This is a genomic window from Kitasatospora sp. HUAS MG31, assembly GCF_040571325.1.
Lineage (GTDB): Bacteria > Actinomycetota > Actinomycetes > Streptomycetales > Streptomycetaceae > Kitasatospora > Kitasatospora camelliae.
This window is the reverse complement of sequence record NZ_CP159872.1, coordinates 841,760-857,058: the sequence shown is the minus strand read 5'-3', so window position 1 is coordinate 857,058 and position 15,299 is coordinate 841,760. Positions and strand designations below refer to the sequence as shown.

The following is a 15,299-nucleotide window of genomic DNA, read 5'->3' as shown; positions in this document are numbered from 1 at the left end:
CTCCCCCAAGCCCTTCGCGGTCCGCCCACCGCTGGCTACCCTGCTGCCAGCACCCCACCCCGGAGGGAGGCCCCGCATGGCGTCCGCATCCCCCGCATCCCCCGAACCTCCCGGCGCCGACACCAACGCCCGCCCCGCCACCGAACCCCCGGCCGAACCCCCAGCCGAGGCCCCAGCCGGGGCCCCGACCGAACCCGGCACCCTGGTCCGGCTCGACGGCACCGTGCTCGACCGCTCCCGCCCCGCCCTGTGCGCCGACGACCTGGGGGTCCTGCGCGGTGACGGGGTGTTCGAGGCGCTGCTGGTCACCGACGGCCGCCCCGTGCTGCTCCGCGAGCACCTCGACCGCCTGGCCCGCTCCGCCGCCGCCCTCGGGCTGCGCCCGCCCGAGCCGTCCGCCTGGGAGCGCTGCCTGGCCGCCGCGATCGCCCGGCACGGCGGAGGCGACGCCTACGCCCGACTGGTGCTGACCCGCGGCCGCGAGTCCGGCGGCCCGGCCACCGGCTACGCCCTGGTCGACCCGCTGCCCGCCACCACCCTGCGCGCCCGCGCGGACGGCATCCGCGTCCTCACCCTGACCCGCGGTACGGTCACCCTCCCGCCCGGCCGGGCCCCCTGGCTGCTGCACGGCGCCAAGTCGCTCTCGTACGCCGTCAACATGGCCGCCCAGCGCTGGGCCCGCGCCCACGACGCCGAGGACGTGATCTTCCTCGCCGAGGACGGCATGGTCCTGGAGGGCCCGACCTCGGCCGTCCTGCTCGCCCGGGGCGACCGGCTGCTCAGCCCGCCCCCGGAGCTGGGCATCCTGCCGAGCATCGCGCTCGGCGCCCTGTTCGCCGAGGCGGCCGAGCGGGGACGGCACTGCGCCTACGCCCGCCTGACGGCCGAGGATCTGCACGGCGGTGACGGGCTCTGGCTGGTGTCCAGCGTGCGGCTGGCCGCGCGGGTCCGCGCCCTCGACGGCGCCGACCTCCCGCCCGGTCCCCACCACGACGCGGTCGCCGCCCTGCTCCACGCCGCCTGCCGAAACCCCGCGGCGGACCGGCCCCACCGCCCCTGACACCACCGGCCCTGACGCCACCGGCCCGGTCGAGTGCGAACGGTCCGCCTCTCAGAGGCACGGGGAGCGAGTCTGGCGAATCGTCTGAAAAACGGGCTATCGGTTCACTACGCTCGGTCATCGGCCGGTCCGAGTCGAACCCGGCCCGCCCCCTCCACCCCGTTGCCGCCGGCGCGGCCCGTCGCGCTGTGCCCGGACGGCGTTCCCCGAGCCCGGAGCCGTACACCCTCATGCGCAGAAGCGTGGGCGCGATCGCCGCCGTCATCGCCGCCGTCCTGTTCGCCGCCGGCTGTGAGGGCGACCGGAGCAGCCCGATGCCCGACCTCGCGGGCAAGAGCTGGCACCAGTCCCTCACCGAACTCGCCGGCCTCGGCGTGGAGCCCGACCGGGTCGTCGCCTCGGCCGCGTACCTGAACGACCAGCCGCCGCCGCTCGGCTCCCGGGACGACTGGAAGGTGTGCCGCCAGACCCCCGACAAGGGCGGCAGCCTCTCGACCTACTCCACGCCGATGCTGTACCTGACGCACCCCTCGCTGCCCTGCCCGAGCGGTTCCCCCGCCAATGCCCCGGACGCCGACCGCGACGGCACCCCGGACTACCGCGACACCTCCACCCCCTCGCCGTCCCCCAGCCCGTCGCCGACTCCCACGCCCAGCCCCACGCCGACGCCGGAAGCCGTTCCGGAGCCCACCCCGGCCGCAGGCACCGGCGGAGGCACCGTCACCGGGGGCGCCGCCGCCACACCCAAGCCCACCAAGCCCGCCACCAGTTGCGAGATCGTCAGCAACAGCGGCAACTGCTACAACGACGGCCAGTTCTGCCGCAAGGCCGACCTCGGCCGCTCCACCCACGACCGCGACGGCGAGTGGATCACCTGCCGCCAGGACGGCGACGTCTACCGCTGGCTCGATCACTGACGTCGCCATCTCCGACTCTCTACCCCTGTGCCCCGCGCCCGCAGGACGGTCCCGGCCGGTCAGGTCAGGTCAGGTCAGGGCTACTCCGGCGGGCGGCGCCGGCCCCCTCGCTGCTCCCGGACGGTCCGCCAGCGGGACCGCGCGTGCTCCACCAGGTCGTGCCACTCGCGGCGGACCTCGTCCTCGGGCGGGCGCTCGCCGCGCCGGACCCGGCCCAGCTCGTCGTGGACCTCGCGCCCCACCGCCGCCGACCCGACCAGGGCCACCATCAGGCAGAACAGCGCCGACAGCATGGCGAACACCGCGCCCACGGCGCCGTACCGGTTGGCGTAGGAGTCGAACAGACGCGGCAGGTAGACCTCGGCCCCGAGCGAGCAGAGCGCGGTCACCACGGCGCCGATCACGCCGAACGGCAGCAGGTCGCGCCAGGCGATCCGCTTCGCGGACAGGACCCACCCGCTCCACACCAGGAACACCCCGGTCGGCGGGGCGGCCAGCACGGTCGCGCCCAACTCGTACCGTCGGGGGTCGATGACGGCGTGCAGCCAGCCGTTGAGGACCAGATAGGCCGTCAGGCCGAGGAGCCAGCGCAGGCCGTTGAGCGTGTTGCGGACGCTGAGCGGCCGCAGCTCCCAGGTCTGTTCGAACAGCCGCTGCATGGCCCGGGTGAAGCTCAGCAGCGAGATCACCAGGAACGCCACGCTGAACAGGTCGGCGCCGGTGCTCGAGGTACCGGCCGGGGCGAGCACCTCCTGGACTGCCTCGGCGCCGCCGCCGGAGAGTCCGAACCGGTGCACGATGCGCCCGGCGACGTCCTCGTCCCCGAGGCTGGAGAGGACCGTTCCGTACAGGATCGCCAGCGGGATGGTCGCGGTCAGCGCGCTGGAGGCGAGCGCCATCGAGCGGTCGAAGCCGACGATCCGCTGGAAACGGGTGACCACGCGCAGGGCGAAGGCGGGGCGCAGCCAGAAGGTCATCGCTCCGACGAGGAACGCGCGGTCGATCCGGACCGTCTCACCCTCCCGCGCTCGTGCCGCCTGACCCGGCGAGCCTAGCGGGGAGGCCCCCGCCCGCCCCGGTCCGACACGTCACCGGACGGCCCCCTCCGTCCAGCACCAGCGGCCACACGGGGGAACGCGAGAGGCCCCGCAGATCCGTGGATCTGCGGGGCCTCGCTGCTGTGCGCGAGGGGGGAGTTGAACCCCCACGCCCTTTCGGGCACTGGAACCTGAATCCAGCGCGTCTGCCTATTCCGCCACCCGCGCATGGGTGTGGTCTTCGGACCCCTGCGGCTCCCCTGACCTGCAGAGAACTCTACCCCATCCGGTCGGGTGGTCCGTCCACGCCCCAGCGGGCCGGGCCGTCGGGGGAGGGGTACCTCCGGGGAAGGGCGCGAGGTGACGATCCGTCAGACCGGGGCAGGATGCCGCCTCCTCTCGGATGCGTACGGACGATCGTCCCGCACGCCGACGCGGGGCCGGTCGGGCCGCTCGTAGCGTCGCCGGTATGACCACTCTTCGTCGCGGCGCCGCGGTCGGCGCCCTCGTGCTCGCCCTCGCCGTCCCGTCGGCCGCCTCCGCCACGGCGGCGCCGCTGAGCGGATCCGCCACCGCCGAGGTGGTGCGGGAGGCCGCGGGCGTACGGCTCGCCCTTCCCGCCCCCACCGGGCGGTACGCCGTCGGCCGGGACACCCTGCACCTGGTGGACGGCAGCCGCCCCGACCCGTGGGTGCCGTCGGCCGGCGCCCGAGAGCTGATGCTCTCCCTGTTCTACCCGGCGCGACCGGGGACGGGGCGCCCGGCGCCGTACATGTCCACGGAGGAGGCCCGGCTGCTGCTGGCCGACCGGGTCGAGGGCGGGGAGGCCCTGGCCGGGACGGTCGCCGCCACCCGGACCGCCGCCCGGCAGGACGCCCGCCCGGCGGCCGGCCGGTACCCGCTGGTGGTGCTCTCCCCGGGCTTCACCGTGCCCCGGCAGACGCTCACCCATCTCGCCGAGGAGCTGGCGAGCCGCGGCTACGTGGTCGCGGCGGTGGACCACGCCTACGAGACGGTCGGCACGGCCTTCCCCGGCGGACGGATGCTGACCTGCGCGGCCTGTCCGCAGGTGGAGGCCGGCGGCTACCGGGCCGTCTCCGACGGGCGGGCGGCGGACGTCTCCTTCGTCCTGGACCGGCTGACGGGCCGCCACCCGGCCTGGCGGTACGCCCGGCTGATCGACCCGTCCCGGATCGGCATGGCGGGGCACTCCATCGGAGGCGCCGCCACCGCCGCCGCCATGGCCGCCGACCGCCGGGTGGGGGCCGGGGTGAACCTGGACGGCTCCTTCGCCACCCCCGTCCCGGGCGGCGGGCTCGGCGGGCGGCCGTTCCTGATGCTCGGCGCCCCGCGGGCCGTGCCCGGCGGCGATCCCAGCTGGGACGCGGCCTGGCAGCGCCTGGACGGCTGGAAGCGCTGGCTCACGGTGGACGGCTCCGGCCACTTCACCGCCACCGACCTGCCCGTGCTCGGAGGCCGGCTGGGCATGATCGACCCGGCGGAACCGCTCTCCGGACCGCGCTCCGCCGAGATCACCCGGGCGTACGTCGGCGCCTTCTTCGACCTCCATCTCGGGGGCCTTCCGCAGCCGATCCTGGACGCCCCCACCCCGGCCGACCCGGAGGTCCGCTTCCACCGGCCGTAGCCGCCCCTACGCCCACCACTCTTGCTGACGAACTGTCAGCAAACTCGGCCGATTGTCTTGACGGTGCACAGCCAGGGCCCTACAAACGTACTCAGCTCCCTCGGCGCCCCAACTCGCCGAGGAGGAACGAAAGTTCGTCTTCTCGTACCCCACACTCATCGAGGAAGAGGCTTTCCCATGCGTACTCGCAGTTGTCTCGCCCTGGCCGTGGCCGCCGCCGCGACCCTCGCCCTCGGGGCGATGCCCGCGTCCGCCAGCGCCCCCGGTCAGGTCGCCGCCGCCACGCCCGTGCTCACCACCGGCGGTGCCGGCGGTACGGCCGTCGCGGTGGGTGACGTGCTGGTCGCGCCGCTGGCCTCCGGGACCAAGGCCACGTTCTACGCGAGCGCCACCAGCACCACCGGAGTGACCTGCGGCGCCTCGCAGTTCACGTCGAGAGTGACCGACAACCCGGCCGCGCCCGGCACCGCCACCGAGTCCCTCACCGGGCAGACCTTCAGCTCCTGCACCAGCAACGTCACCGGCGTCACCTCGGTGAAGAGCCTCACCGTCGGCAACCTCCCGTACGGCGTCGCGGTCAGCGACGCCGCCGGCCTGCCGGTCACCCTCACCGCCGGCTCGGCCGCGCCGATCCAGGCCACCGCCGTGCTCAACTCCTGGTTCGGCACCATCACCTGCAGCTACCAGCTCAGCGGGGCCTTCGCCGGCAACGCCGACAACGTGGCCCACAGCCTGGCCTTCCGCAACGAGCACTTCGTCAAGAGCGGCGGCTCGGGCCTCTGCCCCGGCGAGGGATACTTCTCCGCCACCTACGGCCCGGTGGCCGACAGCACCCAGGCCGGCAGCCCCCTGGTGTACGTCAACTGACCCACCCCGCCCCGAACGAGGACCCGCACCGAACGCGCACCCCGGCCGGAAGCACCACCTCAGGGCCGACCGGGGGCGCATCGGGGACGAGGAACTCCGGGTCCACGGACCTCCCGGTGAGCATCGAACCGTCGCATCCGCCACCGGAACGCGACGCGGTGCGACGCGATGCGAGGCGATGTGACGCGCGGACGGGCGGTCGCTCAGCCGCGCAGGCGGGCCGCCAGCCAGTCGGCGGTGGCCGGGAGCCAGTCGGTGCGGGCGTTGCCGAGCAGGTGGTCGCCGTGCGGGACGAGGAGGTACTCGCCGAGGCGGGCGGCGCGGGCCAGCGGTTCGCCGTTGACCACGCCGGGGATGACGTCCCGGCCGCCGTCGACCACCAGCAGCGGGCAGTCGATCCGCGCCGCGTGCGCCCGGAGGTCGACCCGGCCGGCGAACGCCCGGGCCGCCTCGGGGCCGCCGGAGCGGCGGGTGAGCGTCTCGGCGACGAACGGCGGGAGTTCGGGCCAGAGGAGGCGGTAGGGCCCGCTGACCGTGGCGGCGGCGCGGACGCGGGGCTCGTGCGCGGCGGCCACGGCGGCGTAGTAGCCGCCGAGGCTGAGGCCGATCAGGGCGGCCCGGTCGGGGTCCACCCCGGTCCCGGCGGGGAGTGCGGCCAGGGCGTCCAGGGCCTCGGCGACCACCGCCTGGTAGTCGGCGCGGGGCGCGCTGTCCGCGGCGCGGACGCCCTGCCCGGGCCCGTCCAGCGCCAGGACGGCCAGGCCGCGCGCCAGCAGCGCCTCGACCACGCCGTGGAACTCCTCCTTGCCGGAGTCCATCCCGGGCACCACCAGGACCACCCCAACCGCCGCCACCACGCCCCTTGGTCGGCGCAACCAGCCGGTGAAGGTCCCGCCCTCCAGCCGTACCGCGGACGGGTCGAGCAGGGCCAGGGCGCGGCCCATGGCCCGGTCGGCCGCGGTGGCGGCCAGCGCGCCGTCGGGGTGGGGGAGCCAGCCGGCGCAGTGGAACCACCGGGCCGCCCGCCGGTACGCCTCGCCGGCGGAGACGTGCGCACCGGCGGCCTCCGCGGCCTCGCCGGCGGCGAGGTGGGAGCGGCCGGCGGCGTGGAAGGCGGCGGGCCAGTCGGCCAGGGTCTCCAGCCGGGCGGTGACGCGCTCGTAGGCGAAGGGGTCGAGTCCGGCGGCCGTCGCGCGGGAGCGGTTGACGGCGATGAAGCCGTCGAGGACGCCGGGGAGGTCGACGAACAGGGGCACGGCGGGCCTTTCTCGTGGTACGGGGATCGCGACGGGGCCCGGCCCGCGCACGGACCGGGTTCGGAACGCGGCGGGAGCGGTGGCACCCCGGACCAGCAGACCCGGCGGCCGGCTGACGGTCCAACAACCGGCCCCCGGGCGGCTACAAACGACGGTTGTCGCCTATGGTCGGCGGCATGGATCTCGACCTGGCGCAGGTCCGCGCCTTCGCCGCCGTCGCCGACTGCCGGCACTTCGGGCAGGCCGGTGAGCGGCTCGGGATCAGCCAGCAGGCGCTGTCCAAGCGGATCGCCCGGCTGGAGGAGCGGCTCGCGGTCCGGCTGTTCGACCGCAGCGGTGGCCGCGGGGTCCGGCTGACCGGCGCCGGCGAACGGTTCCTCGTGCCCGCCCGGGAGGCGCTGGCGGCGGGCGAACGGGCGGCCGCCGCGGTGGCCGAGGCACCCGCCCGGCTGCGGGTCGACGTCTGGGGCCACCTGTACGCGCCGATGCGCACCCTGGCCGCCGTGCTGGAGTCGACACCCGGGCTGTCCGTGGAACCGGGCGCCGCCCGCGACCTGCCCACCGCCGCCCGCGCCCTGGAGCGGGCCGAGACCGACTTCGGCCTCGGCCGGGTGCCGGCCGCCGGCGCCGCACCGGGACTCTCCCACCGGCCGGTGCGCCTCGAACCGGTGGACGCGGTGGTCAGTACCGCGCACCCGCTCGCCGGCGCCGCCGAACTCCGGCCGGAGGACCTGCGGGACGGGCTGCTCTGCTACCCGGCCGAGTCCGACCGCCTGGACTTTCTCACCTCCTTCGCCGACCGGTTCGGCGTCCTGCGCCGGGCGAGCGGACCCAACCTCGGCCTCGACCCCTTCCTCGCCCGCATCCACCGCGACCCGGACGCCTTCTCGCTGTTCCCCGCCGACGCCGTCGCCGCCGACCACCCGGGCGTCCGGTTCGTCCCGCTGACCGCGCCCACCCCGCTCTACGCCTGGTCGCTGCTCTGGGCCGGCCCGGGAGAGCCGCCCGCCGGCACCGACCTGCCCGAGGCCTTCGCCCGCACCGCCCGCCGCCGGCGCTGGCTGGAGTACGACCCGTCCCGCGACTGGCTCCCGGAGGCCGGGTAGCGCCCCGTGAAATCCCTTTGCGGGTCGGGACGCGGACGTTCGATGCTCCTGGCATGGACCTTCCTCAGCCCGTCATCGAACTGAACGATCTGACGCTGCGTCGCTTCCACGGCGAGGCGGACCTGCCCGAACTGCACCGGGTCATCGACGAGTCGCTGGAGCACCTGCGCCCGTGGATGGCCTGGGTCGCCGACCACAACCCGGCCAGCACCGCCGGGTTCCTCTCCCGCCGGGCCGAACGCTGGGCGGCCGGCACCGAGTTCAGCTACGCGATCGTCCTCGACGGGGCGATCGTCGGCCTCTGCGACCTGTTCCGCCGCGAGGAGACCCCGGGCGGCGGCTGGGAGATCGGGTACTGGCTGCACCCCGCCGTCACCGGACGGGGGCTGGCCACCCGGGCCGTCCGCGCCCTGGTCGAGCAGGCCTTCGCCCTGCCCGGTACCGCGTACGTCGAGATCGTCCACGACCCGGCCAACCGTGCCAGCGGCGCCGTCCCCGCCCGCCTCGGCTTCACCGAGCACGGCCGCCGCCCGGCTGAGCGCCTCGCCCCGGCCGAGACCGGCGAGGACCGGATCTGGCGGCTCACCCGCCCGTCGGCCACGGCACCCGCCACCCCCTGACCGGGCCGTCGGCGACCGGGCCGACCTGTGATCGTCCGGCTGGCAGCCCGCCCGCCGCAGCCCACCACCGACACCACCAGGGGAGACCCGCATGCCCTTCCGCGTCCCGCGGCCGGCACCGCTCCACGCCGTCCTGACCGCCGCCGCGCTCGCGGTGACCGGCTGCTCGGGCGGCGGCGGGACCCCGGCCACCGCGCCGGCCTCGGCGCGCCCGTCCGCACCCCCGCTGACCACGACCCAGCTGCGGGACACCACCTTCCGCAAGGGCGAGGTACCGCAGATGTGGGAGGTCGACGGTATGGGCGTGTCCGAGCGGAAGTCCGAGACCGGTGGGCGCACCTTCCCGCCGGCCACGGTCCAGGCCTGTCAGACCATGAACGAGATCAGTGCGGGCCGTCGGGCGACCGCCGTGGTCTACCAGATCCTCAACTGGAAGGAGCAGATCTTTCCCGGCGGCACGACGCTCGCCGCCTACGAGGACGGGGCCGCCGAGCGCGCCTTCCGGGAGCTGAAGGAGTCCCTCGGGTCCTGCCGGACGTACGACGACTGGGGCTACGTCGGGCGGATCCACTGCGAGGTCGTGCCGGAACCCGCCCCCCAGGCCGGCGACGAGGCGATCAGCTACCGCCAGCTCAGCCCCGCCGCCGGGGAGCTGTCGAAGGAGCGGAACGAGCAGTTCATCGTGGTGCGGACCGGGAACGTCCTCGTCACCTTCACCGTGCTCGACGTGGGCCAGGCGCCCTCCTTCCCGCCCGAGCTGGTGACCAAGCAGGTCGAGCGCCTGCGGGACGCCCAGCGGCGCTGAGCGGGGCCCGCTCGGGCGCCTGCTCGGTCGCCTGCTCGGGCACCCGTGCGCAGCCGGGACGCGGATACCCCACGGGGTACACTGGGCGGGACGGATCGGCCAGGAGGTGGCGGGACATGCAGGTGGACGAGGATGCGGTCGGCGCGGTGCTCAACCGGCTGCGCCGCGCCCAGGGGCAGCTCGCGGGCGTGATCGCGATGATCGAGGCCGGGCGCGACTGCAAGGACGTGGTGACCCAGCTCGCCGCCGTGTCGCGCGCCCTCGACCGGGCCGGGTTCAAGATCGTGGCCAGCGGGATGCGGCAGTGCATGGCCGCCGCGGACGGCGCCGCCCCGCCGATGTCCGAAGCCGAGCTGGAGAAGCTCTTCCTCACCCTGGCCTGACCCTGGCCTGACGGCCACCGGGCGTTCAGGTCACCCCTCCCCGGTGCAGGAGGCCGCGAAGGCGGCCAGGTCGGCGGCGGTCCGGTCCGGATCGTCCCAGTGCACGACATGGCCGGAGCCGTGGTGGACCCGCAGGGTCCCCTGCGGGAAGGCGGCCGCCAGCCGCTCCTGGTCGGACCGCGGCAGCAGGGTGTCCCGGTCGCCCCAGACCACCAGCACGGGCGCGCGGACTTGGTCCAGGCGATCCGGCGCGGGCTCGGCCAGCAGTCCGCGGACGCTCTCGCGCCACACCCGGGCGGGTACGCGCAGGCTCTCCCGCACCATCAGCTCCGCGAACTCCTCGGGCAGCGGACGGCTCACCACGGCATCCACCATCCCGCGCACCGCCACCGGGTCGAGCGGGTCGGTGAGGCCCTCCACCCACGCCAGGATCCCCGCCGCCGCCGGCTTGTCGGCGAGCAGTGCGGGCGAGCCGAGGAACGCCAGACCGCGGACCCGCTCGGGGTGCGCCGCCGCGAACCGGCGCAGCGTGAACCCCGCGCTGGACGCCCCGACCAGCACCGCCCCCTCGACGCCCAGCCGGTCCAGGAACCGCTCCAGGTCGACGGCCAGGTCGGCCGGCCGGTACCCGTGCGGCGGGCAGCCCGCCCCGCCGTGGCCGCGCTGGCTGGGCGCGAGCAGCCGCAGGCCGTCCGGCAGCCGGGCCGTCAGCGGCCCGAAGGACCGCCAGGAGTCGCCGACGGCGTGCAGCAGCACCACCGGCGGCCCGTCCTGCGGCCCCTGCTCGGCGTACGGCAGCACCAGCCCGCCGGGCAGCCGGACCTCGGCGGTGCGCGGGGTCATCCCGCTCTCCCGGCACGTGGCGTCATACGGACCTCCGGTGACGCGGCCTCCGCCGTATGACCGTCGGCGGCGCCCTCCCAGCTCACCACAGACCGCCCGCCGCCTCGCGCTCACGCCCCGCCGGCCCACCCGCACAGGCATCAGGACGGCGTGACCCCGGCACCCGGCACCCGCCTTCCCTGGTTCTCGCAGGGCCAGGCAGCCGGCCGCAGCGGGCGGACATAATCGCGGTATGACCACCGCGAGCACCCTCAACGCCTTCCTGCGCAGCCGCCGCGCCCGCCTGAACCCGCAGGAGGTCGCCCTGCCGGACTTCGGCGGCACCCGGCGGGTCGCCGGTCTGCGCCGCGAGGAGGTCGCCCTGCTCGCCGGTGTCAGCGTCGACTACTACACCCGGATGGAACAGGGCCGGGTGGCCAACCCCTCGGAGGCGGTGCTCGACGCCCTCGCCCGGGCGCTGCGCCTGGACGAGGACGAGACCCGTCACCTGCACCAGCTGGCCCGGCCGCGGCGCACCGGCCCGGCCGCCGCCGGAACCCCGCCGCACGGGGCGGCCGGACAGCCGTCGGTCCGCCCGATGTTCCGCCGCCTGCTGGACGAACTCACCGACCTGCCCGCCCTGGTGATGGGCCCCCGGCTGGACGTGCTGGCCTGGAACGCCGCGGCCGTCGCGCTGCTCGGCGACTACGCGCGCTTCGATGCGGCCGAGCGGAACATCGCCCGGATCACCTTCCTCGAACCCGCCTCCCGCGAGCTGTTCGCGGACTGGGCCGACTGCGCCCGGGAGAACGTCGCCTACCTCCACCTGGAGGCCGGCCGTCGCCCCGGCGACCCGCGGCTGGCCCGGCTGATCGGCGAACTGTCGATGCGCAGCGAGGACTTCCGCCGCTGGTGGGCGGAGCATCCGGTGCGGGACAAGACCTCCGGCACCAAGCGCTTCCGCCACCCGGTGGTCGGCGACCTGGAGCTGGCGTACGAGACCATGCGCGCCGCCGACGACCCCGACCAGGCGCTGATCACCTACGCCGCCGAACCGGGCACCCCCTCCCACGACTCGCTACGGATGCTGCTCGCCTGGGCCGCTCCCCAGCCCCAGGTGCGGTGACGCCCGCAGGGCCACCTCCAGCTCGAACCGGGCGCCCCTCCTCGCGCCTCTCCGCCGTGCGCCCCCTACGCCTGGGCCTCGGCCCCGGCCAGGAGGGCCGGGAGGTCGGCCATGTCGGTGAAGACCACGGTGTCCGGGCCCCGGAGCCAGTCCGCCGGGGTGAGGCCGCCCGCGTAGCCGAGGGCCCGCATGCCCGCCGCCCGGGCCGCGGCGACGCCGTGCCGGCTGTCCTCGACCACCACGCACCGCTGGGGCGCCACTCCCAGCCGGGCCGCCGCGTGCAGGAACAGGTCCGGGGCGGGCTTGCCGCGGGCGACCTCGCCCGCGCTGAAGACCCGGCCTTCGAAGCGGGGGTACAGCCCGGTCTGTCCGAGGGTGCGGCGCAGCCTCTCGTGGCTGCTGCTGGAGGCCACGCAGGTGGGCAGGTCGATGGCGTCGAGCGCGGCCTCGATGCCGTCCACCGTGGTCAGTTCGGTGGCGAAGGCCTCGTCGTACAGGGGCTGGAACTCGGCCTCCCAGCCGTCCGGGAGCCGGCGGCCGAGGTGGGCCTCGATCTCGGCGACCATGGCGGCGTGGGAGCGGCCGACGAAGCGGTGCACGATCTCCTCGATGGACAGCTCCCAGCCGAGCGCGGCCAGCACCACCGCGTCCACCCGTACCGCGAGTCGCTCGCTGTCCAGGAGCACGCCGTCGCAGTCGAAGATCACCAGTTCGATCGGAGTCGTCATCCGGGGAGTTTAGCCAGTGATGATCTTGCCGGCGTTCGTGAGGGGCCGCAGGGCGCGGCGCGCCACCCCTGTTCGGGGGTGGTCCGGCAGCCGGTGTGACGTGGATCATGTGGTGTCGTCGCACCGCCGAACCCGGGAGGTCCCCACCGTGCCGACCACGCCTCCGTCCGCGCGCAGCTACTCGTCCGGGACGTCCGGGGTGCCCCTCCTCGGCGACACCATCGGCGAGAACCTCGACCGGGCCGTCCACGCCTTCCCCGACCGGGACGCCCTGGTCGAGTGCGCCACCGGCCGCCGCTGGAGCTACACGGAGTTCGCCGCCGACGTGGACGCGGTGGCCCTCGGCCTGCTGGCGCTCGGCGTGGCCAAGGGCGACCGGGTCGGCATCTGGGCCCCCAACCGCGCCGAGTGGACCCTCGCCCAGTACGCCACCGCCCGGCTCGGCGCGATCCTGGTCACCGTCAACCCGGCGTACCGCTCCCACGAGTTGGAGTACGTCCTCAACCAGGCCGGCATCCGCGTCCTGGTCGCCGCCGACCGCTTCCGGACCTCCGACTACGCCGGGATGATCGCCGAGGTTCGCCCGCGCTGCCCCGCCCTGGAGCAGGTGGTGCTGCTGGACGGCCCGGACTGGGAGGGGCTGCTCGCCGCCGGGCGGGCCGGCGACCCGGCGGCGCTGGCGGAGCGGCAGGCCGAGCTCTCGCCGGACGACCCGATCAACATCCAGTACACCTCGGGCACCACCGGGTTCCCCAAGGGCGCCACCCTGACGCACCACAACATCCTCAACAACGGGTACTTCGTCGGCGAGTTGTGCGGGTACACCGAGCACGACCGGATCTGCATCCCGGTGCCCTTCTACCACTGCTTCGGCATGGTGATGGGCAACCTGGCGGCCACCTCGCACGGCGCCTGCATGGTGATCCCGGCGCCCGCCTTCGACCCGCGGGCCACCCTGGAGGCGGTCGCGTCGGAGTCCTGCACCTCGCTGTACGGCGTGCCCACCATGTTCATCGCCGAGCTGGCCGACCCGGAGTTCGACCGCCACGACCTCTCCAGCCTGCGGACCGGGATCATGGCCGGCGCCCCCTGCCCGGTGGAGGTGATGAAGGACGTCATGGGGCGGATGGGCATGACCGAGGTCTCCATCTGCTACGGCATGACCGAGACCTCCCCGGTCTCCACCCAGACCCGCGCCGACGACTCGGTGGAGCGCCGGGTCTCCACCGTCGGCCGGGTCGGGCCGCACCTGGAGGTCAAGGTGGTCGACCCGGCGACCGGCCGTACGGTGCCGCGCGGCGAGCCGGGGGAGCTGTGCACCCGCGGCTACTCGGTGATGCTCGGCTACTGGGGCGAGCCCGCCAAGACCGCCGAGGCCGTGGACCCGGCCGGCTGGATGCACACCGGCGACCTGGCGGTGATGGACGGGGACGGCTACCTGTCCATCACCGGGCGGCTGAAGGACATGGTGATCCGCGGCGGGGAGAACCTGTACCCGCGCGAGATCGAGGAGTTCCTGCACACCCACCCGGACGTCCTCGACGTGCAGGTGATCGGCGTGCCGGACGAGAAGTACGGCGAGGAGCTGATGGCCTGGGTCCGGATGAGGAGCGGCGCCGAGCCGCTCACCGCCGAGTCCGTCCGGGTCTACTGCGCCGGACGCCTGGCGCACTTCAAGATCCCGCGCTACGTGCACGTGGTGGAGGAGTTCCCGATGACCGTCACCGGCAAGATCCGCAAGGTGGAGATGCGGGAGCAGGCCGCCGGGATCCTCGCCGGACCCGAGGTGCCGCCCGGGCGGTGACACCGCCCGCCCCGACCGCCCCCGGTCGCCAGGTCGCCGGGGGCCGGTCAGCCCGGCCGTGAACAGGATGAACGTCAAAGCCGGCCCTTGAGTCGCCCCGCCGGGGACGCCGTGCGAGCCGGTCAGGGCAGCGCCGGTCAGGGCAGCGGCTCACCGCGGGCGGCGAGCCAGAGGTCGTACCACTCCTCGTGGCCGAGGTCGGGCTCGCCGACGGCGGCGTCGCGGCACGCGCGGATGCGGTCCGGGTGGACGGTGCCGACCACCGGGGCGATCCGGGCCGGGTGCCGCTGGAGCCACCACAGCAGGACCGCCTCCGGGGTGGTGCCCTTGGCCGCCGCCAGGTCGGCGAGCAGACGGGCCGTCCGCCGCTCCCGCTCGCTCTCCTCGCGGCCGGTGTACCGGCCCTGGGCGAGGGCGCCCCACGCCTGCAGCCGCACGCCGTTGCGGCGGCAGTACTCGACCGCGCCCGGCGGGAACCCGACCCCGGCCGCCGCGGGGGTGTTCACCAGGACGCCGGCCTCCAGCCAGTCCCGCCGGGCCAGACTCATCTCCAACTGGTTGGCCACCAGCGGCAGTTCCAGGTGCGCCTGGAGGTCCTCGATCTGCGCGGCGCTCATGTTGGAGACGCCGAAGCTCCGCACCAGGCCCTCCCGGTGCAGCGAGGTCAGCGCCGCTGCCACCTCCGCCGGGTCCGCCAGCGGGTCGGGACGGTGCAGCAGCAGGACGTCGAGGTACTCCGTGCGCAGCCGGGTCAGGCTCTCCTCGACCCGCGTGCGGATGGTGTCGCCGCGCAGGTCGTAGATCCCCGGCCGGTCGCCCTCGGCGAGCCGGATGCCGCACTTGGTCTGCAGCACGATCCGCTCCCGCAGCCCGGCGCTCCGGGCCAGCACCTCGCCGAAGACCGCCTCCGACTTCCCGCGCCGGTAGATGTCGGCGTGGTCGAACACCGTGATCCCGGCGTCCAGCGCGGCCGCCACCGCCGTCTCCGCCTGCCCGATCTCCGCGGCGCCGTACCCCTCGGCCTCCCAGTCACCGCCCAGCCCCATACAGCCGTACAGCAACCGCTCCCCGTCCGGGCCCGTCGTCCTCATGCGCGCCACCCTACGACACCCGCCGGTCCCGC

The 15,299-nt window shown here is 75.2% G+C and carries 15 protein-coding genes and 1 tRNA gene; 10 read left to right on the top strand and 6 right to left on the bottom strand.

What is annotated here, in order from left to right:
• The first annotated feature begins 76 nt into the window (after positions 1-76).
• Positions 77-1,060: an aminodeoxychorismate lyase gene (locus ABWK59_RS04060; RefSeq protein ID WP_354637909.1), complete on the top strand. Its 984-nt coding sequence runs from the start codon at positions 77-79 to the stop codon at positions 1,058-1,060.
• Positions 1,061-1,290: 230 nt separating this feature from the next.
• Positions 1,291-1,977, top strand: a complete 687-nt coding sequence (locus ABWK59_RS04055) for a hypothetical protein (RefSeq protein WP_354637908.1) — start codon at positions 1,291-1,293, stop codon at positions 1,975-1,977.
• Between the two features lie 80 nt (positions 1,978-2,057).
• Here the strand turns inward: ABWK59_RS04055 and ABWK59_RS04050 are convergent, their stop codons facing one another.
• Together ABWK59_RS04050 and ABWK59_RS04045 are read right to left on the bottom strand one after the other, a co-directional pair.
• A complete protein-coding gene (locus ABWK59_RS04050) occupies positions 2,058-2,954 on the bottom strand; it encodes a YhjD/YihY/BrkB family envelope integrity protein (RefSeq protein WP_354637907.1) in 897 nt (298 codons plus the stop codon).
• Positions 2,955-3,158: 204 nt separating this feature from the next.
• A tRNA-Leu gene (locus tag ABWK59_RS04045) sits at positions 3,159-3,242 on the bottom strand.
• Between the two features lie 241 nt (positions 3,243-3,483).
• Here ABWK59_RS04045 and ABWK59_RS04040 point away from each other — a divergent pair.
• Positions 3,484-4,659 (top strand): alpha/beta hydrolase family protein, encoded by a 1,176-nt coding sequence (locus tag ABWK59_RS04040; RefSeq protein WP_354637906.1) that lies wholly within the window; start codon positions 3,484-3,486, stop codon positions 4,657-4,659.
• 177 nt (positions 4,660-4,836) lie between these two features.
• Positions 4,837-5,526, top strand: a complete 690-nt coding sequence (locus ABWK59_RS04035) for a Tat pathway signal sequence domain protein (RefSeq protein WP_354637905.1) — start codon at positions 4,837-4,839, stop codon at positions 5,524-5,526.
• 203 nt (positions 5,527-5,729) lie between these two features.
• Here ABWK59_RS04035 and ABWK59_RS04030 read toward each other — a convergent pair whose 3' ends face one another.
• A complete protein-coding gene (locus ABWK59_RS04030; RefSeq protein WP_354637904.1) occupies positions 5,730-6,782 on the bottom strand; it encodes an alpha/beta hydrolase family protein in 1,053 nt (350 codons plus the stop codon).
• 176 nt (positions 6,783-6,958) lie between these two features.
• Here ABWK59_RS04030 and ABWK59_RS04025 point away from each other — a divergent pair, with 176 nt between their 5' ends.
• The 4 genes from ABWK59_RS04025 (at position 6,959) to ABWK59_RS04010 (ending at position 9,696) form a co-directional block, all read left to right on the top strand.
• Positions 6,959-7,888: a LysR family transcriptional regulator gene (locus tag ABWK59_RS04025; RefSeq protein WP_354637903.1), complete on the top strand. Its 930-nt coding sequence runs from the start codon at positions 6,959-6,961 to the stop codon at positions 7,886-7,888.
• Positions 7,889-7,941: 53 nt separating this feature from the next.
• The gene (locus ABWK59_RS04020; protein ID WP_354637902.1) at positions 7,942-8,508 is read left to right on the top strand and encodes a GNAT family N-acetyltransferase; all 567 of its coding nucleotides are present in this window, start codon (positions 7,942-7,944) and stop codon (positions 8,506-8,508) included.
• A 91-nt stretch (positions 8,509-8,599) separates the two neighbouring features.
• Complete coding sequence (locus ABWK59_RS04015; protein WP_354637901.1) at positions 8,600-9,313, top strand: hypothetical protein; 714 nt, start codon at positions 8,600-8,602, stop codon at positions 9,311-9,313.
• Between the two features lie 116 nt (positions 9,314-9,429).
• Positions 9,430-9,696 carry a metal-sensitive transcriptional regulator gene (locus ABWK59_RS04010; RefSeq protein WP_354637900.1) on the top strand — a complete coding sequence of 89 codons (267 nt, stop codon included), beginning with the start codon at positions 9,430-9,432 and terminating at the stop codon, positions 9,694-9,696.
• A gap of 30 nt (positions 9,697-9,726) precedes the next feature.
• On the opposite strand, the gene ABWK59_RS04005 is transcribed toward ABWK59_RS04010, so the two are convergent.
• Entirely contained in the window at positions 9,727-10,539 is an 813-nt protein-coding gene (locus tag ABWK59_RS04005; protein ID WP_354637899.1) for an alpha/beta fold hydrolase, read from the bottom strand.
• A 232-nt stretch (positions 10,540-10,771) separates the two neighbouring features.
• Between ABWK59_RS04005 and ABWK59_RS04000 the strand changes: the two genes are divergently transcribed.
• Positions 10,772-11,644: a helix-turn-helix transcriptional regulator gene (locus ABWK59_RS04000; RefSeq protein WP_354637898.1), complete on the top strand. Its 873-nt coding sequence runs from the start codon at positions 10,772-10,774 to the stop codon at positions 11,642-11,644.
• Between the two features lie 65 nt (positions 11,645-11,709).
• On the opposite strand, the gene ABWK59_RS03995 is transcribed toward ABWK59_RS04000, so the two are convergent.
• A complete protein-coding gene (locus tag ABWK59_RS03995; protein WP_354637897.1) occupies positions 11,710-12,372 on the bottom strand; it encodes an HAD family hydrolase in 663 nt (220 codons plus the stop codon).
• Between the two features lie 148 nt (positions 12,373-12,520).
• On the opposite strand from ABWK59_RS03995, the gene ABWK59_RS03990 reads away from it, so the two are divergent.
• Complete coding sequence (locus ABWK59_RS03990) at positions 12,521-14,176, top strand: AMP-binding protein (RefSeq protein ID WP_354637896.1); 1,656 nt, start codon at positions 12,521-12,523, stop codon at positions 14,174-14,176.
• 137 nt (positions 14,177-14,313) lie between these two features.
• Here the strand turns inward: ABWK59_RS03990 and ABWK59_RS03985 are convergent, their stop codons facing one another.
• A complete protein-coding gene (locus ABWK59_RS03985) occupies positions 14,314-15,267 on the bottom strand; it encodes an aldo/keto reductase (RefSeq protein WP_354637895.1) in 954 nt (317 codons plus the stop codon).
• Between the last annotated feature and the right edge of the window lie 32 nt (positions 15,268-15,299).